The sequence below is a fragment of the Nocardiopsis sp. KDC1DS13DA1 genome, from assembly GCF_055632325.1.
On record NZ_JBVMUY010000032.1, the window covers coordinates 28,641 to 47,376 of the forward strand.

Below are 18,736 nucleotides of genomic sequence, written 5' to 3' on the forward strand. Positions count from 1 at the left end.
GAAGGTCTGAGGACTCAGACGAACTCGGGGGTCCCGGCGGGCATGGTAAATCGGAACTCGGCGCCGCCGCTGGGGGCGCGCCCGACGGTGATCGTGCCGCCGTGGGCCTCGACGAGGCCCTTGACGATGAACAGCCCGAGGCCGGTCCCGCTCCGGTGCTTGCTGCGCCAGAACTGGCGGAAGACGCGCGGAATGGTCTCGGGCGCAATGCCCTGGCCCTCGTCGCGCACCGACACCGCTGTTCCTCCCTCACACGGCTCGATCACGATACTGACAGTACCAGCGCCGTGCCGCACCCCGTTTTCCACCAGGTTCGACAGGATCTGGCCGATCTTGTCGGAGTCGAGCCACATCTGCGGGAGTTCGCCGCGGGTCTCGACACGGAAGCGGTCCTCCGCCTCCCCCGCGGCCACACGCCCGGCGACGACGCGGCGCACGGCCTCGGGGAGATCGACGACCTGGCGGCGTACCTCCAGGCGTCCGGACTCGATCCGGGAGACGTCGAGGAGGTCGTGGATGAGGCGTGTGACGCGGTCGGCGTCGGCGTTGACCGTCTCCAGCATGAACAGCTTCTGCTTGTCGGTGAGCCGTTCCCACTTGGTCAGCAGGGTGGAGGTGAACCCCTTGACGCTGGTCAGGGGGGACCGGAGTTCGTGGGCGACCTCCGAGACGAGGTCGGCGCGGCTGCGGTCGGCGCTGGTGGCGGCGTCCCTGAGGGTGACGACCAGGCGGACGAGGTCGCCGCCGGGACGGGCCCGCACGTAGCGGGCGGCGACGAGGATCTCACGGTCGTCGGGCAGGTAGAGGGCGCGCTCGGCCTGCCGGACACGCTCGCGGTCACCGCCGTAGGGGTCGCTGGCCTCCCACCAGTCGTGTCCGTCGGGACCGACGAGTGCGAGGGCCTCGCGGAAGTCGCGGCCGAGGGCGGCGCGGGCCGGTATACCGGTCAGGTGGGACGCCTGGGCGTTGAACAGGACGATGCGGCCGCGCGCGTCGGCGAGCACCACTCCGTCGGGGAGGTCGTCGGCGTGCAGGGGGGCACCACCGGGTCCGCCGAAGGCCCCGTCGACGTCCCAGAGGGCGGTCTCGTCAGCACCCGGGGCGCGCACGAAACGAACGTCCGAATCGCGCGTATTCTCCGATTCATGGGGAATGTCGGTAGCTGGTTCGACTGCCCGGCCGGGGCCCTCCGTGGCGTGCCCGGTCCCACCGCCTGAGTCCTCCGCCGGTTGATCCGCCTGCCGGCCGCTGCCCACGCCTCTCCCCGCTCCCCTTGAAGATCCACGACCGTACGTGCGCCGGGCCGAGGACCGCTGACCGGTGGCGTCCGCCCCACGTCCACGGGCACCACCGCAGGTTGTCTACCCTGCACTCCGACCTGGTACGCCTTGTGGACCGGGATCGGGACGTCCGGCGGTAGACGAGCGTACAAGCACTCCCCGAGCGCCCCTCCCCTCCGGACGGGGGATCCTCCGTCCGGACGGCGCGACGCGTGCTCACACGGTGTCGTCAAGCCTGCCCGGCGACGACGGTCCATCCCACCGCCCACCCGTGACGCGGGTGGGCACGCGGCCGCCTACGCGGAATCCGCATGCGCCTCCGTGACCCGAGGACGACCCTATCGGTACCAGCCGCCCGAGGATGTGCGTTTCGGGCGGAACACACGGCCGACGGAGGGTGACCGGCGTCCGGCCCGGCGCCGGGGCCACGGAGCGTGAGACCGCCTCCGGCCCGGTGGGACGGGTCCGGGTCAGGCGCGCCCGTCAGGGGAGCGCCGCTGCTGGCGGGCGGTGGTGTAGAGGCACACCGCGGCGGCTGTGGCCAGATTCAGGCTTTCGGCCCCGCCGTAGATCGGAACGCTGACGGCTCCGTCGGTGAGGCGCACCGTCTCCTCCGGCAACCCCCAGGCCTCGTTGCCGAAGACCCAGCCGACGCGGCCGTCGAGGTCGCCGCCGTCGGCGACCTCGTGCAGGTCCCGGGGGCCGCCGCCGTCGGCGGCCCACACCGCGGCGCCGCGTTCGCGCAGGTACTCCACGGCCCGGGCGACCGGGACGCCGACGACCACCGGCAGGTGGAACAGGCTCCCGGCGGAGGCGCGTACGCACTTGCCGTTGTAGGGGTCGACGGAGGCGTCGGTGAAGATCACGACGTCGGCCCCCGCCGCGTCGGCGGTCCGCAGGACGGTGCCCGCGTTGCCGGGGTCGCGCACGTGGGAGAGCACGACCGCCAGGCGGACGTCGCCGACCCGGTCGAGGGGCACGTCGACGAACTCGCAGACCGCGATGATCCCCTGGGGGGTCACGGTCTGGGCCAGCTCCGACATCACGTCGAGACTGACCTGGTGGGTGGGGACGCCCGCCGCTCGGGCGGCGTCCACCAGGGTGAGGTGGCGTTGCATGGCCTCCGCCGTGGCGAAGACCTCGACCACCCCGGCGCCGGCCCCCTGTGGGGACCGACCGCCGTCGGCCGCGGCGGCCAGGGCCTCCCGTACCGCCTGCGGCCCCTCCGCCAGGAAGCGACGCTCACGCTGGCGGAAGGTGCGCTTGGCGAGCCGCCGAACCCCCTTGATCCTGGGTGAACGGATACTCGTGAACTCGTGGCTCGCCATCGCGTCGTCTCCCGAGGGCGTCAGGCCGCGGCGGAGGCGGGAAGGGCCTGCTTGGCCTTCTCCACCAGGGCGGCGAACGCGGCCTCGTCGTTGACGGCCAGCTCGGCCAGCATGCGGCGGTCGACCTCGACGCCGGCCAGCTTCAGGCCCTGCATGAGGCGGTTGTAGGTGAGGCCGTTGGCGCGGGAGGCGGCGTTGATGCGCTGGATCCACAGACGACGGAACTGCCCCTTGCGGTCCTTGCGGTCCCGGTAGGAGTAGGTCATCGAGTGGAGCATCTGCTCCTTGGCCTTGCGGTACAGGCGCGAGCGCTGACCGCGGTAACCACTGGCGCGGTCGAGGACGACCTTGCGCTTCTTCTTGGCGTTGAGAGCCCGCTTCACGCGTGCCACTGTGACTCCCTCGTTGTCTCTTCCGGCGCGCACGGCGCACGGAGGCGGCCCGGCTCAGGCGAGCCCGGCGGCCGTGATCGCTTCAGGTTGTTCTCCTCCGGGTGCCGTCACCGCGCCGGGCGCGTGGGCACTCCCGAACGGGAGGAGAAGGGTCCGGCCTACTTACCGAGGAGCTTCTTGATGCTCTTGGTGTCGGCGGGAGCAAGCACCGCCTCGTTGCCCAGCTTGCGCTTGCGCTTGGAGGTCTTGTGCTCAAGGATGTGGTTCTTGTTGGCACGGCGGCGCATGATCTTGCCGGAACCGGTGACCTTGAAACGGTCCTTGGCTCCGCTGTGGGACTTGTTCTTCGGCATGTCGCCGTCGTCTCCTACTCCGTCGGCGCACCACCAGCGGTGGGCTGGTGACGCGGTTCTTCCGCTGCTATGGCGGGCCCCCGGCGCGCCGTTCGACCGACACGTCCGGGCCGTTCGCGCACAGCCCGCCCCACCACCCGGCTTCCGTTCGCACGGCGACCGGGCGGTGGGGGACTTCCCCTGACGCCGCTACGCCTGTTCGCGCTGCTGGCGGCGGGTCCTGTCCCCCGCCGCTGCACGGGCCTCGGCCTTGTGCTCGGACCGCCGCTTGTGCGGACCGATCACCATGACCATGTTGCGGCCGTCCTGCTTGGGCTGGGACTCGACCGTGCCAAGATCCTGGACGTCCTCGGCCAGCCGCGCCAGCAGCCGGCGGCCGAGTTCGGGCCGGGACTGCTCGCGCCCGCGGAACATGATCGTCACCTTGACCTTGTCCCCGCTCTTGAGGAACCGGACGACGTGACCCTTCTTGGTCTCGTAGTCGTGCGGATCGATCTTCGGGCGGAGCTTGATCTCCTTGATGATCGTGTTCGACTGGTTCTTGCGCGACTCGCGCGCCTTCACCGCGGACTCGTACTTGAACTTGCCGTAGTCCATCAGCTTGGCGACCGGCGGGCGGGCGGTCGGTGCGACCTCGACGAGGTCGAGGTCGGACTCCTGGGCCAGACGCAGCGCGTCCTGCACGGAGACGATACCGACCTGCTCACCGTTGGGTCCGACAAGACGGACCTCGGGCACCCGGATGCGGTCATTGATGCGGGGCTCGGCGCTGATGAGACCCCTCCCTAGCTTTCTCGGATTACCTGGGACCGGCCGTCCGCCAGGCGGAGGACGGCCTGTTCGACCGAGGCACCCGAACCGGTCGGGCCTCCCGGCCGCGTCGGGGTCCTCCAAAAGCGAAAACCCCGCCAGCGTGTGCAAGCGGGGCGATCCGACCGATGTTCCCGACGACGGGCACGCGCGTGCGCCAAGGGATCAGGAGTCCCTGGCGAGCACGGCACGGATGACCGTTCATCGAACCGGAACCCACACGGGCGGGGCCCGGTAGGTGGGAGGATCACTCTCCGCTTGCGGTTCCGGTGTGCGTGCACACCGGACCAAGTCGATACCGAACCACTCTAGCACCGCCCCGGGGTGCTCGGTCACGTGGCGTCGGCGTCCGCGCGGCGGGCCAGTTCCGCCTCCCCCGCGGCGCGCATGGCCGCGACGGGCACGTCGGCGGCCCCGGTCATCAACCGGACCTGGGCGACCGCCTGGTGCAGGAGCATCGGGAACCCGCCGACCACGCGACCGCCGCGCTCGGACACCGCGCGCCCGGCCGCGGTGGGCCACGGCGCGTAGACGACGTCGAACAGGTCGGCGCGCGAGGCGGCCAGGAGGTCGGCGTGGCGGTCCGCGGCCCCCGAGGGCAGGGACGACACGACCAGGTCCACGTCCAGGTGGGCGTCGATCTCGGAGAGCGGCGCGATCCGCACGGGGTGCCCGAGCCGCTCCGCCGCGGCGGTGACCTCGCCCGTACGGGACGTGTCGCGGGCCAGGACCGTGACGGCCGAGGTGAGGCCCAGTCCGCGCAGCGCGGCGAGCGCTGAGGCCGCCGTGGCTCCCGCACCGAGGACGACCGCCGTGCGCGGCGCCTCGATCCCGGCCTCGGTGAGGGCCGCGGAGACGCCCTCGACGTCGGTGTTGTCGGCCCGCCACCCGCCCTCCCCCCGGACGAGGGTGTTGGCCCCGCCCACCCGGAGGGCCAGGTCGCTGACGCTGTCGGCCAACTCCAGGGCGCGGCGTTTGAGCGGCATCGTCAGCGACAGACCGGCCCACGTCCGGTCGAGCTCCTTGAGGAAGGGCGCCAGCCCCTCCTCGTCGCACTCGTACAGGCCGTAGGACCAGTCGTCCAGGCCCATCGCCGCGTAGGCGGCGGTGTGCAGGACCGGTGAGAGCGAGTGGGCCACCGGCGAGCCCAGGACCGCGGCACGCACGGGCGCCTCCCTTCCCTACCAGCTGTCGCTGTACTCGGCCACCATCTGGTTGTGCTCGTCCAGGGTCCGGGAGAAGCCGGTCTCACCGGTCTCGGGGTTGATGAGCGCGAAGTAGAGGTAGTCCACGTCGGCCGGTTCCAACGCGGCCTCGATCGCGGACTGCCCGGGAGCCACGAACGGGCCGGCGGGCAGACCGGCCCTGCCGTAGGTGCCGTATTCCCCGGGGTCGTTCTCGCAGGCGATCTGCTCCTCCTCGGTGAGCGCGAGGCCGTGCGTGCCGAGCGCGTAGAAGCAGGTGCTGTCCATCTGCAGCGGCATGCCCTGGTTCAGGCGGTTGTGCACGACCGCCGAGATGTTGGCCATGTCCTCCTCACGGCCGCTCTCCGCCTGGACGATGGAGGCGATCGCCATGACCTCGTTGGCGTCGTACCCCAGGTCCTCGGCGCGCTGCTCCAGGTCGATCTCCTGGGCGACCCGACGGAACTCCGTGACCATGGTGCGCAGTACCCCGCCCGGGTCGGCGCCGGGGTCGAACCGGTAGGTCTCGGGGAACAGGTACCCCTCGGGGCCCTGGGTCGCGTACTCGGGGAGCCCCAGGTCGGCGTTGCCGTAGGCCTCCTCAAGGTCGGCCACCGGGATGGCCAGCTGCTCCGAGAGGGTCTGGAGGACGCCGTCACCGTCCTCGACCGCCCGCGCCCGCAGCCCCTCCGGAACGGTCACCCGTCCGCCGAGGCGGTTGGCGTCGTCGAGCAGAGCGGCCACCGCGCTCTCGCCGCTCATGTTCTCGGCCAGGGAGTAGGTTCCGGGCTCCAGCCCGCCCTCGTCCTCGGCGTCGCTGAGGGCGGCGGTGAAGGCGCGGACACTGGCGACCACACCGGCATCGACCAGGGCCTCGCCGACCGCGGCGCCGGACTGGCCGTTCTCGATGACGAAAACGACCTCGCCCGTACCCTCACCGCTGTAGTCGGCGGGCATGAGGTAGCGGAACGCACCGTAGCCCCCCGCGCCGACGACGATGACGAGCACGACGGCGGCCGCGGCCGTCATCCTCCTGCCCCGGCGTTTGCGGGCCTTGGCGCCGCCCGCGCGTTTGTTCTTCTGCGCCTGCTTGAGCTGCTTGCGCTTGCGTCGGCTGCCGCCGTAGGCCTCGGCGATGTCGTTGAGGTTGGGTTCCTCGTACCCGTCGTACCCGTCGTCCTCGCCCGCGTCCACCGGTTCGTCGAACTGGTCCTCGACGGGATCGGCGGCCGCGGCGGCACGCCTGCCGCCGCGGCGGCGCCGGCGGCCCGCGGGCTCCTCGTCACCACGGCCGCGGCGGCGGCGCCCCCGCCGGCCCGCGGGCTCCTCGTCGGCGGGCGGTTCCTCCCCGGCCTCGACGGTGTCGTCGTACCCGTCGTAGTCCTCGTAGGGCGCGGAGTCGTCGGCGAACCCCCCCGCGCGGTCCTCGTCGTACCCGTGGCCGGGGTCGGACGGGGCCTCGGGCCGGGAGCCGAGCGCGGCCAGGGCCGCGGTGTCGGCCGGGACGTCGGCGAGGAAGCCGGTCTCCTCGACCGCGGGGTCGGGGGCCGCGCCGCGGGAGGCACGGCGTCGGCGGCGTCGGCCGGAGGGCTCCTCGGCCGTCGGGGGCGTGTCCGGTTCCTCCTGGCGGGCACGCCTGCGACGGCCGCCCCGGGGTTCGTCGACCACCGGAGTGGGACCCGTGGCGGGCGCGTCGAAGGACTCGGCGGGGGCCTCGGGCTCCTCCTGGGGGGGCTCGGCCGCTCGGCGGCGTCCGCGCCGCGCGGCCGGGGGTTGGGCGGGTGCCTCACGTTTGCGGCGGCCGCGCCGGGGGCGGCGCTCCTCCTCGGGCTCGTCCGCGAGGAAGGAGGGCATGGGGCCGTCGTCCTCGCCCCACAGCGGCGACGGGGCCTCGGGCTCGTCCTGGGGGGGCTCGGCCGCTCGGCGGCGTCCGCGCCGGGGCGGCTCCTCGGCCGGGGAGGAGGGGGTCGCCGGGGCGGTCTGACCACCGAGGTCGGCGAGGGCCGCGAGGGCGTCCTGGGTGGGGTCGGCGGCTCCCCGACGGGGCGCGGCGGCACCGGGCTGCTGGGGATGGGGATCGGCGGGAGGCTGGGCACGGCCCGCGTCCGGCCCCTGGGGGCGACCGGTGGCGGAGCGCGCGGCACGTCCGCCGCGCAGGGCGTCGGCGGCCCCGCCGCGGCGCGGCGGTTCGGCGGGGGGACCCGGCCTGCGGCGGCGGCCGGGGGGCGGGGCGCCGGGGCCCAGGGGGTCCTCGGGCGTACGGGGATCTCCGGGAACGCGGCGGTCACCCTGCGTTCGGGGGTCTCCCGCGGCGCGGCGCGGCTGCGGGCGGCCGTCGGCGTCGAACTGCTCGCTCCGGGGGTCCGGTTCGGGGCGGGCGCGACGTCCGCGCGGCCTCGGCTGGCTGGGGATGGGGTCGGTCAGCGGATCGTAGTCGTAACCGCGGTCGACGCGTCCACGAGAGGGATCGTCGGGGTGGGCATCCCTGTCGTTCATGATTCTCCCTGGCTGGAGCGGACGATCTCGCCCGGGGGGTGGCCTGTTGACCGTTCCTGGTCCAAAGTGCTCTGGAGGAGCACGGTGGCGGCCGCCTGGTCGATCACCGACCGACGTGCCCTGCCACCCTTGGCGCCCTTCTTGGCGAAGGTGGCTCCCGAGAGCAGCTGCGCCTGGGCCGTCACCGTGGTGAGGCGCTCGTCGACCAGACGTACGGGAACGGGGTGGAGCGTCCGGGCGAGGGCGGTCGCGAACTCGCGCGCGGACCGGGCCGCGGGCCCCTCCTCGCCGGACAGTGACGCGGGATAGCCCACGACGACCTCGCGTGCCTCGCGCTCCACGACCAGCTGGACGATGCGGTGGATGTCGCCCCTACCGCGTCGGACGGTCTCCACCGGGCTGGCGAGTACGCCGCTCGGATCGCTCGCCGCGACCCCGATACGGGCGTTACCGGGGTCGATCGCCAGGCGTACACCGTGTCTCAAGGACGTGTCTCCCCCGGACCGGGGACAGCGTACGGGCGGGCCGTGCCGTGGACGGCGCGGCACCGCGGCTGGGGAATCCTCAACACGGTGGTCCTGTTCGTCAGCTGGATCGCGGGAATCGCCGCGTGGACAGCCGCGTGATCGGCTGTGACGCGCCACAGTATGCCCGATTCGGTGACAGTGCGCAGCCTCGCAGGTGGTGACTGATCGACAGCTCCCCGTGGATCGAGGAGCACGGTCCCGCCCACGCGGGCGGCGGATCGGGGGCTCGCGCGTCCCGTCCGAGTGTAAGCCACCCACGTGGGATGTCCGGGCAGGGCGCTTTCTGCGGAGGTGTAACGCTACGTACCGTGGTGCTCCGACACGCCCTGGTGGGGCGGGAAAGCGAAGGTGGGCACGGAACCTGCTCCGCACCCACCTGGCGTGTCGTGTGTTCTTTGGGCCTCCGCTTCGCTTTGGCCCGTGTTCAGGCGCCCACAAGGCAGGGATTCTTCCTCCTCGGCGGCGCCTGTCGCTCGTTCCTCGCTAGGCGGCTCGCCTCGTCGTGCGCAACCCTGCCGGCGCCCGAACGGAAACCCCCTGGGGCTGCCTGGGGCTCAGCCCTCAGGAGGCGGCCACACGCGCCTCGACCGCACGCAGCGCCTCGTCGACCCTGCCCGGGTCGCTGCCGCCGCCCTGGGCGATGTCCGGCTTGCCGCCACCGCCGCCGCCGAGCGCACGCGCCGCGACGCCGACCAGCTCGCCCGCCTTGATACCGGCCTTCTGCGCCGCCTTGTTCGCCGCGATCACCACGACCGGGCGGTCCTTGGGAACCGACGTCATGGCGACGACGACGGGTTCGTCCTCACCGAGCCGGCCGCGCACGTCCAGGACGAGCTTGCGCAGGTCGTCGGCGCTCGCACCGTCGGGCGCCGGGGTGGCGACCACCAGCGCGGAACCGTGGCGGCGCGCGCCGTCGGCGATGGAGCCCGCCGCCTGGAGCACCTGGGAGGCGCGGAGCCGCTCGATCTCCTTCTCCGCAGCGCGCAGACGGGAGACCATGGCCTCGATCCGCTCGGGCAGCTCCTCGCGCGGTGTCTTGAGCTGCTCGGAGAGCTGGCCGACCAGGGCCGACTCCTTCGTCAGGCGGCGGAAGGCGTCGACGCCGACCGCGGCTTCGACACGGCGCACGCCCGAGCCCACGGAGGACTCTCCGAGCAGCTTGACGATGCCCAGCTTGCCGGTGGAGCCCACGTGGGTGCCGCCGCACAGCTCGACGGAGTAGTCGCTCATCTCGACCACGCGGACGCGGTCGCCGTACTTCTCGCCGAACATGGCCAGGGCGCCCATCTTCAGCGCCTCGTCCAGGCTCCTCTCCTGGGTCTGGACGTCGATGTCGCCGGAGAGGACGTGGTTGACCTCCTCCTCGACGCTCGCCAGGCGCTCGCCGCCGAGCGGATTGTCGGCGGTGAAGTCGAAGCGCAGGTGACCCGGGCGGTTCTCCGAACCGGCCTGGCCCGCCGAGGGGCCGAGGGCGTTGCGCAGGGCGGAGTGGATGAGGTGGGTCGCCGAGTGGGAGCGCTCGATCGCGTGGCGGCGGCCGGTGTCGATGGCCGCGTGCACGGAGTCGTCCAGAACGACCTCGCCCGAGCGCACGGTGCCGCGGTGGACGAACAGGCCCGGCAGGGGCTTCTGGACGTCCTCGACGTCCACCACGCCGCGGCCGTCGACGGTGAGCGTGCCGGTGTCGGCGAGCTGACCGCCGCTCTCGGCGTAGAACGGCGTGCGGTCGAGGACGATCTCGACCTTCTGTCCGGCGCGCGCCACGGGCACGCCCTCGCCGTCGACCACGATGCCGCGCACCAGTGACTCGCTCTCGGCGTCGGTGTAGCCGAGGAAGTCGGTGTCACCGGCGTTCTCGTGCAGCTGCGCGTAGAGGGAGATGTCGGCGTTGCCGAGCTTCTTGGCGCGCGCGTCGGCCTTGGCCGTGTCGCGCTGGCGCTGCATGAGCTCGCGGAACTGGCCCTCGTCGACGCTCAGCCCCTGCTCGGCCGCCATCTCCAGGGTGAGGTCGATGGGGAAGCCGTAGGTGTCGTGCAGCTGGAAGGCGTCGGAGCCGGAGAAGACGGTCCCACCCGCCGCGCGGGTGCGCTCGGCCGCCCGGCCGAACAGGGCGGTGCCCGCGCGCAGGGTGTCGGCGAAGTTGCGCTCCTCGGTGTCGATGACGCCGTGGATGACCTCCGCCTTGTCCAGCAGGTCGGGGTAGATGTCCTTCATCGCGTCGATGCTGACGTCGGTCAGCTCGTGCAGGAAGAGGGTGTCGCTCTCGCCGGAGAGCAGGCGCAGGTTGCGGATGGAGCGGCGCAGGATGCGGCGCAGGACGTAACCGGCCTTCTCGTTGCCGGGCTTGACGCCGTCGCCGACGAGCATGACGGCGCTGCGCACGTGGTCGGCGACCACGCGGAGCATGACGTCGCTGTCGTGGTCCGCGCCGTAGCGGGTACCGGTGAGCTCCGCGGCGCGGTGCAGGACGCGGCCGATGATGTCGGTCTCGTAGATGTTGTCGACGCCCTGGAGGACCGCCGCGAGCCGTTCGAGACCCAGACCGGTGTCGATGTTCTTCTTGGGCAGTTCGCCGAGGATCGGGAAGCCGGTCTTGTCACCGCCCTCACCCCGCTCGTACTGCATGAAGACGAGGTTCCAGATCTCGATGTAGCGGTTCTCGTCCGCCGCGGGCCCGCCCTCGGCGCCGTACTCGGGGCCGCGGTCGTAGAAGATCTCCGAGCAGGGGCCGCAGGGTCCGGGGACACCCATGGACCAGTAGTTCTCCTCCATGCCCATGCGCTGGATGCGCTCGGGGCGGACGCCGACCTTGTCCCGCCAGATCTCGGCGGCCTCGTCGTCGTCCAGGTAGACGGTCACCCACAGCTTCTCCGGGTCGATCCCGAAGCCGCCGTCCTCGACGGGCGTGGTGACCAGCTCCCAGGCGAGCGGGATGGCCCTCTCCTTGAAGTAGTCGCCGAAGGAGAAGTTGCCGAGCATCTGGAAGAAGGTCGCGTGCCGGGAGGTCTTGCCGACCTCCTCGATGTCCTTGGTCCGGATGCACTTCTGGACGCTGGTGGCGGTGGAGTACCGGGGCGTGCGCTGGCCCAGGAAGTAGGGCTTGAACGGGACCATGCCTGCGGGCACCAGCAGCAGGGTCGGGTCCTCGGCGATCAGGCTTGCCGAGGGCACGACGGTGTGTCCGTTCTTCTCGAAGAAACTGAGGAAGCGGCGCGCGATCTCTGCCGTCTCCATTGATGCCCTCCTGTGCTCGCCTGCGCCGCCCGTGGCGACGTGGGGGTCCCTGGGGACCGTCGTGACGCGTGATCCGGTGACCGGCCCATCGTAGAGGGGACCGCACCGCACCCGCGCGTGCTTTTCGGTGGCCGCCGGGGCCCGTGCTGATGACGACAACGGCGGCAGCCTCGTTGTTCCAAGGCTTCGGGTGTTGCTCCAAGGCTATCGTTGCTGGCCACCGCGCGGGTCCCCGGCGGGGTCCACCGGCCGTCGGGTCAGAGCCGGTAGAACGCGCGCACTCTGGGGGTGAACATCAGTCCGATCATGAGTCCGGCGAAGGCCAGGGGGACGGCCGACAGGTATTCGCCCATGACGACCCCCACCAGGAGGGCGATCAGGATGCCGGGCACACCGCCGATGAACATGGGGACGCGGACGGTGACACCCGCCCCGGGCAGCGCGTCGGGGTCCCGGTGCGTCGGGGCCGGAGGAGGGGCGGGGGGCGGGGAACCGCGCGGGCTGACCGTAGCCGACGGGGGGCTGCTGGGAGGGGTGCACGGAGGTCCTCTCTGCGGTGTCCGTCTGCTTGTGCCGCGCAAACCGTACAGAGGGTCCCCCCGGAGCACGACACGTCCTGGTCGCGCGCGGCGCACACCGCGCGCGACCCCGTCACCGGCCGGTCAGGCTCTCCGGTGCGCCCTCCGGGGCGGGCAGCGCCGCACGCCCCCTCCTGGGCGCGTAGCGCTCCAGGAGTTCGGCCTCCCGTTCCCGGACCTCCTCCGCCAGGTCCTCGTTGAGTTCCCGCAGGGCCCCCTTGTACTCGGTGACCTGGCCCTCGACCCGGTCGACGAGGCCACCGGGGCTGAGCGCGCGACGCGCGCGGTTCACCCGGTGCACGACGTACCCGCCCAGGGCGGCCCCGGCCGCGAGGTAGAACAGCCTGCCGATCACCGGTTCTCCTTCCGCCTGCGGGAGCGCACGACGGCCAGGGCGCGGCGCTGGCCCATGACCCTGCGCACCGCGTAGGTGAACGACGCGACGCGCACCAGCGGCCCGGTGACCACCGAGCGGGTCAGCGCCGTCATCGTGGACACGTCCTCGGAGGTGGCCTGGACGTTGGCGGTGATCTCCTCGACGCGTTCGAGCGAGGTGTTGGTCCGCTCCACCGTGGAGGCGACGTCCTCCAGCAGGGGCGGGGTCCGGTCCCCCAGGTCCGAGACGACCGCCGTGGCCGCGTTGATGAGCTTGATGAGTTTGACGAGCGCCACGCACATGAACGTGGCCAGCACCGCCCAGACCACCGCGGCGACGAGCGCGGCGACCTCTCCTCCGGTAAGCATGCGGGCTCCGTGAGCAGATAGAGGATGACTTCGAGGGTGTGAACGGCCCCTCGCGCGGGGGCGTCGGGGTTGGCTCCCGGATGCGGGCGTCGACTGCGCCGGGTCGGGCCGCCGGAACCGTGGCCGGGCGGCCCCCGGTGGGTGGGGGCTCGCCGGTTTCGGCTGACCCTATCGCGTCCGGCCTCCGTCCGCTGGAGGGCGCAGCGGCGAGCTCCGGGACGAAACGGTCACGGGTGCATCACCAATCCGCTGGTGGGCGCCGGGAGGGATCGACGGTCGCCCGCTTGTCCGGGAGAATGACTACGGAGTGGGATCTTCCCCATGAAGTCCGGACACTCCACCTTCTTCGCGTTGGAAGCACCGACAGGACCACCATGAGCGCTCGTCCTCCCCGAGAGATCTCCGTACTGGTACCCGCGGACCTGTCCCCCCTGTACCCCGCCGACCCCGAGCGGATCGGCCCCTATCTGGTCCTGGGCCGACTCGGCCAGGGAGCCACCGGCACCGTCTACGCCGCCGTCGACACGACCTCGCCGTCCCCCGGTGACCGCCTGGTCGCCGTGAAGACCCTGGTCTGCCCCGAACTGGACGAGCCCGAGGTCTACCCCGCCCTCGACCGGCGCCTGCGCGCGCTCTCGGGCGCCGACCCGACGCGCGTGGTCGCTCCCCTGGCCTTCGACTCCGACGCCAACCCCCCGTGGCTGGCCATGCCCTACGTCGGCGGACAGCGCCTGTCGCACTACGTCACCAGGCGCGGCGGACTCGGCAGCGGCAAGCTGATCGCCCTGGCCACCGGTCTGGCCGAGGCCCTGTCCGCGCTGCACGCGCGCGGTGTCTCCCACGGTTCACTGCGCCCCAGCGACATCGTGGTGGGGCCGGAGGGACCGCGTGTGATGGAGTGCGCCGTGACGGCCTCGCCGGAGCGCCTGCGCGGCACCGCGGCCAGTTGGACGAGCCCGGAGCGGGCCCGGGGCGGCCCCGCCACCCCCGCCGCGGACGTGTTCTCCTGGGGCGCCCTCGTGGCCTTCGCGGGAACCGGGCGGCTCCCCTTCGGCTCCCGCGAGCCGGAGGAGATCGTCGAACGCGCCGCGGCCGGGGGTTTCGACCTCGGTGACCTGCACGCGGGCCTGCGGCCGATCGTGTCCCGGGCCCTGGCCCCGGATCCGGACCGCCGTCCCACCGTGGCGGAGGCGGTCGACGCGGTCCTGGCCGTGTGGGCGGCCGAACTCGCGGCGGCCGAGGCGGTCGAGGACGCGGAGGAGGGCGGTGAGGCGGAGGAACGCCCCACTCCGGACCGCGCCGAACTCCTGCGGCGGCTGGAACACGAGTGGGAGGCCCTCGAACCGCCCGCACGCGTGCCCGAGGTGGTGCGCCTGGAGGGCCGCCTGTCCCGCCACCGGCCGCGCCGGGCCCTGTTCCTGTCCGGGACCGTGGCACTGGCCCTCGGGATGATCGGCGGCGGCGGGTGGATCCTCACCGGCCTGCTCACCGCCGACGAGCCCGAGGAGGCACTGGTCGCGGAGGTGGCCGGGGAACCCTCGCCCTCACCCAGCGAGGAGGAGGAGCCCCTGACCCTGGTGGCCCGGTTCGACCCCGCCGAGCAGGAGAACCCGGTGGAGGGGCCGTGGGTGTTCACCCCCGTCGACCGCGAGGACGAACCCGTGCGCGGCCAGGGCGTGCCGACCCACGACGAGTGGGCCGGGCAGTGGGACGTGGCGGGCGACCCCCGGGAGGCGGTCATCCGTGAGGACGCCGCGGTGCTGTGCGCGAAGTTCTGCGCCGCCCCCGACCACCTGTTCATCGACATGGACGGACGGGGCACCTGGGAGCTGACCGGCTCCGACTTCATCGACTACCTGTCGTGGGGGCCCGTGATGATCGTCGAGATCACCTTCGCCGAGGGCGGCGGGGACGACGGACCGCGGGAGGTCGTCGCGGTCACGGAGCTGTTCACGGACTGACGCCGCGGAGCACGTCCTTGATCCGCCGCAGGACCTCGCCGAAGCGGCGTTCCGCGCCGTGGCCGGTGGGCCGGTAGTACTCCCGGTCGGCCAGGCCGTCCGGGGCGTACCGCTGGGGCGCGACGCCGCCCGGGTAGTCGTGGGCGTAGCGGTAGCCCTCGCCGTGGCCGAGCTCGGCGGCGCCCTTGTAGTGACCGTCGCGCAGGTGGGCGGGGACCGGTCCCGCGTGGCCCGCGCGTACGTCGCCGATCGCCTCCCCGATGGCGGTGATCACCGCGTTGGACTTGGGCGCCAGACTGATGTGGATGACCGCCTGGGCGAGGTTGATCCGCGCCTCGGGCAGGCCGACCAGTTCGACCGCCTGCGCCGCGGCCACCGCGGTCTGCAGGGCGGTCGGGTCGGCCATACCCACGTCCTCGCTGGCGTGCACGACGAGGCGCCGCGCGATGAACCGGGGGTCCTCCCCCGCCTCGATCATCCGCGCCAGGTAGTGCAGGGCCGCGTCGGGGTCGCTGCCGCGCATGCTCTTGATGAACGCGCTGACGACGTCGTAGTGCTGGTCGCCGGAGCGGTCGTAGCGGACCGCGTGCCGGTCGACGGCGCGCTCCACGTGGTCGGCGGTGATGGTCCTGGGTTCGGCCCCGGGCGGACCGGAGACGAGCGCCGCGGCCTCCAGGTAGGTGAGGGATCTGCGGCCGTCGCCCCCGGCCAGACGGACCAGGTGCTCGACGGCGTCCTCGGCCAGCGCGTAGCGGCCGTCCAGCCCGCGTTCCTCGGCCAGCGCCCGGTCGAGCAGCACGCGCACGTCGGTGTCGTCCAGTGACTCCAGCGACAGCAGCAGGGAACGGGACAGCAGAGGGCTGACCACGGAGAAGAAGGGGTTCTCCGTGGTGGCGCCGATGAAGCTCACCCAGCGGTTCTCCACGGCCGGCAGGAGGGCGTCCTGCTGGGTCTTGTTGAAACGGTGCACCTCGTCGACGAACAGGAGCGTGCGGGTGCCGTGCATACCCAGCCGCCGCCGGGCCTCGTCGACGACGGTGCGCACGTCCCTCACACCGGCGCTGACCGCCGACAGCTCCACGAAGCGGCGCTTGGTGACGTGGCTGACCACGGTGGCCAGGGTGGTCTTGCCGGTCCCGGGCGGTCCCCACAGGAACACGGACATGGGCGCGTCGTCCTCGACCAGTCGGCGCAGCGGGCTGCCCCCACCCAGGAGGTGGCGTTGGCCCACGACCTCGTCCAGGGTGCGGGGCCGCATGCGCACGGCGAGTGGTTCCTGTCCCCGGGCGGCCTCGGCCCCGGCGTCGTCGAACAGTGTTTCGGACACCCACCCAGGGTAGGGCACCCGGATCAGGACACCGGTCGCTCCGACCCGTCGGTCCCGGTGCCCGCCCCGTCGGTCATACGGGTGACGAGCAGGGCGATGTCGTCGCCGCGGCCGGCCGGCGCCATCTCCGCCAGGATGTGCGCGGCCGTCTCAGGGTCCTCACCGTGTTCGGCCAGGGCCTCCCCGACCAGGGCGAGCCCCTCGTTCATGGGCAGTTCCGAGCTCTCCACGAGCCCGTCCGAGCAGAGCAGGAGTGTGCCGCCGGGCGGGAGGGCGCGCGTGGTGACGGCGTACTCGGTGTCGGGAAGGACGCCCAACGGCGGCCCGGTCTCGGGCTCCCAGAGCTCGTAGCCGCCCTTGGAGGCCAAGATGACGGGCGGCTGCCCCGCCCACGCGGCCTGCATGACCCCCGTCTCCCGGTCCAGGACCAGGTAGCCGCACGTGGCGAAGACGATCTCGCCGGTCTCGGTGAGCAGGCGGTTGGTCTCGCCCAGGACCACGCCGGGGTCGGACTGGTTGGTGGCGTAGGCGCGAAAGGCCACGCGGATCTGCCCCATGGCGGCGGCCGCCTCGACACCGTGGCCCTGCACGTCGCCGACGAGCAGTCCGACACGGTTGTCGGGAAGCTCGATGACGTCGTAGAAGTCTCCGCAGATGCGCCAGTCCGCGCGGGAGGGCAGGTACTTGGTGGCGATGGCCATGTCGGGGAAGCTCGCGACCTGGCGCGGCAGCATGCGGCGCTGGACGGCGTCGGCGAGTTCGAGCTCCGCCTGCTGGGCCTTGATCCGCTGCAACGCCTGACCGGCCAGGCCGGCGAAGGTGAGCATGAGGGCGCGCTCGTCGCGGCTGGCGTGGTGGGGCCGGTCCCAGGTCATCTGCCACACGCCCAGGGCGACCTTGCCGTCACCGAAGATCGGCACGGTCGCCCAGGCCTGACCGCTGACGTTGCGCATGAGTTCGACCGCGGCCGGGAAACGGCTGATGATCTCGGCACGGCTCTCGAAGAAACGCGGCTGGCGGTCCTGGATCACGGCGCCCATGGGGAAGTCGGTGTCGTCGGCCCGGCGGCCGTCGAGTTGTTCGATGTTGCCACCGCGCGTGCGGGCCCCGGGCGAGGTGCGCAGCAGGCCGTCCTCGACGTAGAGGGCGGCGGCGTTGATCCCGCCGAAGATCGGCAGGAACTCCTCGCTGAGCAGGTCCATGACGTTGTCGACGGTGGTGGCCGACACCAGCTTGGACGACAGCTCGGTGACCAGGCGGCCGTGCTCGGCCTCGGTGCGGCGGCGGTCCGCCAGGCGGCGGACCAACTGGACGTGTTCGGTGACGTCGTCCACGATGCCGACGAGGCGGTCGGGGCGGCCGGGGACGTACCGTGCCCGCACGTGGAGGGAGCGCTCGTCACCGAGGCGGTCGAAGACACGGAACCTTTGCTCGTAGTCGCGTCCGCCGAAGGCCGCCGACATGGCGTCGCGCACCCGGGCGACGTCGTCGGGGTGCACGCGCTCCAGGATGTGTTCGAGCTGGCGCTCCCCGCCCGCGAGGAGGTCGCCGAGGGGAGTGGGGCCGAACAGTTCGCGCAGGCGCCCGGTGCCCAGGTCCAGACTCCAGAGCACCGAGTCGGAGTTGTCCGTGCGCAGCTCGCCGACCACGCGCAGGTCCGCGTCGTTGGCGGAGAGGACGTGCAGGAGCACGACCATCCGGGGTTCGGGTTCGTCACCGTTGGCGGAGGGAACCGGACGCAGGTCGGCCTCGACCAGGTGGGAGTGCGAGGAACCGTGGGCCAGTCGCATGTGGATCCGCTCGACCCAGTGCCCGTCGAGGGCCCGTGCGTGGACCCGCGCGCCCCGGGTGGCGTCGGCACCGTCGAGGAGGTCGTACCAGGCGCGCCCGGCGAGCTCCGCGGCGTCGAGCCCGACCAGGTCGACGAAGGCCCGGTTGGCGTGCAGGATCGCGCCGTCTCCCCGGGTGAGCACCATGGGCTCGGGGGCGTGGGAGAACGCCCCCGCGAGCGCGTACTCGGAGCCATCGCCTGAGGCGCGTTTTCCGTTCACGTATGACTCATCCTCATGTCGTCTCGGACGTCACACCCGCGCCCGGACGCGGTACCCCCGGAACGTTCCGATTCGGCTCATTCTAGTGTCCGGGACCGGGCTCCTCAGCTGGGGGACCGACGGCCGTGACCACCGGTCGGCCCCCGCACCACCCGTGTGACCTGGGCAGGCACGGCGCGCCACGGTTGGCTGGGAACAGGGGCGAGCTGGCGACCCCGCTTGAGGTGGGACTTTGACCGACCTCAGGACTCAGATCGTTACGCTCGTGTGACTCATTGGCGCAGAATGCACTCGGCCACCGATCCGACCGCGAAAGCGGGCGCGCCCACCGTTTCACCGTGCTCACTCCAGGACACGTGCGAACCGCGGTTCGGAAAGGGTGATTCGCCCACAACCGTAGGGGATGACGCGCTCCGGCGCATCCGGGACGGCCTGCCGCGGGCGGGCGAGGCCGAGTTCGGCCAGAATTCC

15 protein-coding genes are annotated in these 18,736 nt (G+C 72.4%); 1 reads left to right on the plus strand and 14 read right to left on the minus strand.

The genetic code is table 11. The annotated features are described in order from the left end of the window. Nucleotides 1–14: 14 nt before the first annotated feature. The 12 genes from ACTVAJ_RS21185 to ACTVAJ_RS21240 all read right to left on the minus strand — a co-directional run bounded on the left by ACTVAJ_RS21185 (nt 15) and on the right by ACTVAJ_RS21240 (nt 12,926). Nucleotides 15–1,256 (minus strand): sensor histidine kinase, encoded by a 1,242-nt coding sequence (locus ACTVAJ_RS21185; protein ID WP_470389959.1) that lies wholly within the window; start codon nt 1,254–1,256, stop codon nt 15–17. A gap of 494 nt (nt 1,257–1,750) precedes the next feature. Then, nucleotides 1,751–2,608: a TrmH family RNA methyltransferase gene (locus ACTVAJ_RS21190; protein ID WP_470389960.1), complete on the minus strand. Its 858-nt coding sequence runs from the start codon at nt 2,606–2,608 to the stop codon at nt 1,751–1,753. Between the two features lie 20 nt (nt 2,609–2,628). Beyond that, nucleotides 2,629–3,000, minus strand: a complete 372-nt coding sequence (gene rplT / locus ACTVAJ_RS21195) for a 50S ribosomal protein L20 (RefSeq protein WP_470389961.1) — start codon at nt 2,998–3,000, stop codon at nt 2,629–2,631. Nucleotides 3,001–3,158: 158 nt separating this feature from the next. Continuing rightward, nucleotides 3,159–3,353, minus strand: coding sequence for a 50S ribosomal protein L35 (gene rpmI, locus ACTVAJ_RS21200; RefSeq protein WP_116244345.1), 195 nt, complete (start codon nt 3,351–3,353; stop codon nt 3,159–3,161). A gap of 189 nt (nt 3,354–3,542) precedes the next feature. Beyond that, a complete protein-coding gene (infC, locus tag ACTVAJ_RS21205) occupies nt 3,543–4,127 on the minus strand; it encodes a translation initiation factor IF-3 (RefSeq protein ID WP_083924251.1) in 585 nt (194 codons plus the stop codon). A gap of 368 nt (nt 4,128–4,495) precedes the next feature. After that, entirely contained in the window at nt 4,496–5,329 is an 834-nt protein-coding gene (locus ACTVAJ_RS21210) for a shikimate dehydrogenase (protein WP_470389962.1), read from the minus strand. A 15-nt stretch (nt 5,330–5,344) separates the two neighbouring features. Next, the gene (mltG, locus tag ACTVAJ_RS21215) at nt 5,345–7,843 is read right to left on the minus strand and encodes an endolytic transglycosylase MltG (protein ID WP_470389963.1); all 2,499 of its coding nucleotides are present in this window, start codon (nt 7,841–7,843) and stop codon (nt 5,345–5,347) included. Next, nucleotides 7,840–8,328 (minus strand): Holliday junction resolvase RuvX, encoded by a 489-nt coding sequence (ruvX, locus tag ACTVAJ_RS21220; protein ID WP_470389964.1) that lies wholly within the window; start codon nt 8,326–8,328, stop codon nt 7,840–7,842. The genes mltG and ruvX overlap by 4 nt, the downstream gene beginning before the upstream one ends. A 603-nt stretch (nt 8,329–8,931) precedes the next feature. Then, a complete protein-coding gene (gene alaS / locus ACTVAJ_RS21225; RefSeq protein ID WP_470389965.1) occupies nt 8,932–11,604 on the minus strand; it encodes an alanine--tRNA ligase in 2,673 nt (890 codons plus the stop codon). A 257-nt stretch (nt 11,605–11,861) separates the two neighbouring features. Beyond that, nucleotides 11,862–12,011 carry a hypothetical protein gene (locus tag ACTVAJ_RS21230; protein ID WP_470389966.1) on the minus strand — a complete coding sequence of 50 codons (150 nt, stop codon included), beginning with the start codon at nt 12,009–12,011 and terminating at the stop codon, nt 11,862–11,864. A gap of 244 nt (nt 12,012–12,255) precedes the next feature. Next, the gene (locus ACTVAJ_RS21235; protein WP_470389967.1) at nt 12,256–12,537 is read right to left on the minus strand and encodes a hypothetical protein; all 282 of its coding nucleotides are present in this window, start codon (nt 12,535–12,537) and stop codon (nt 12,256–12,258) included. Then, a complete protein-coding gene (locus ACTVAJ_RS21240; RefSeq protein ID WP_470389968.1) occupies nt 12,534–12,926 on the minus strand; it encodes a DUF948 domain-containing protein in 393 nt (130 codons plus the stop codon). Before ACTVAJ_RS21240 ends, ACTVAJ_RS21235 begins: the two co-directional genes overlap by 4 nt. A 374-nt stretch (nt 12,927–13,300) precedes the next feature. Between ACTVAJ_RS21240 and ACTVAJ_RS21245 the strand changes: the two genes are divergently transcribed. Beyond that, nucleotides 13,301–14,887 carry a serine/threonine-protein kinase gene (locus tag ACTVAJ_RS21245; protein ID WP_470389969.1) on the plus strand — a complete coding sequence of 529 codons (1,587 nt, stop codon included), beginning with the start codon at nt 13,301–13,303 and terminating at the stop codon, nt 14,885–14,887. On the opposite strand, the gene ACTVAJ_RS21250 is transcribed toward ACTVAJ_RS21245, so the two are convergent. Beyond that, the gene (locus ACTVAJ_RS21250; RefSeq protein WP_470389970.1) at nt 14,877–16,214 is read right to left on the minus strand and encodes a replication-associated recombination protein A; all 1,338 of its coding nucleotides are present in this window, start codon (nt 16,212–16,214) and stop codon (nt 14,877–14,879) included. The two genes, ACTVAJ_RS21245 and ACTVAJ_RS21250, sit on opposite strands and share 11 nt — an antisense overlap. Nucleotides 16,215–16,237: 23 nt before the next feature. After that, nucleotides 16,238–18,265, minus strand: coding sequence for a SpoIIE family protein phosphatase (locus tag ACTVAJ_RS21255; protein ID WP_470389971.1), 2,028 nt, complete (start codon nt 18,263–18,265; stop codon nt 16,238–16,240). Nucleotides 18,266–18,736: the final 471 nt, after the last annotated feature.

What these genes read in the sequence shown, in the direction of transcription:
- ACTVAJ_RS21190 (WP_470389960.1), bottom strand. Translation starts at nt 2,608, where the DNA reads ATGGCGAGCCACGAGTTCACGAGTATCCGTTCACCCAGGATCAAGGGG.
- rpmI (WP_116244345.1), bottom strand. Translation starts at nt 3,353, where the DNA reads ATGCCGAAGAACAAGTCCCACAGCGGAGCCAAGGACCGTTTCAAGGTC.
- mltG (WP_470389963.1), bottom strand. Translation starts at nt 7,843, where the DNA reads ATGAACGACAGGGATGCCCACCCCGACGATCCCTCTCGTGGACGCGTC.
- alaS (WP_470389965.1), bottom strand. Translation starts at nt 11,604, where the DNA reads ATGGAGACGGCAGAGATCGCGCGCCGCTTCCTCAGTTTCTTCGAGAAG.
- ACTVAJ_RS21230 (WP_470389966.1), bottom strand. Translation starts at nt 12,011, where the DNA reads ATGTTCATCGGCGGTGTGCCCGGCATCCTGATCGCCCTCCTGGTGGGG.
- ACTVAJ_RS21240 (WP_470389968.1), bottom strand. Translation starts at nt 12,926, where the DNA reads ATGCTTACCGGAGGAGAGGTCGCCGCGCTCGTCGCCGCGGTGGTCTGG.
- ACTVAJ_RS21245 (WP_470389969.1), top strand. Translation starts at nt 13,301, where the DNA reads ATGAGCGCTCGTCCTCCCCGAGAGATCTCCGTACTGGTACCCGCGGAC.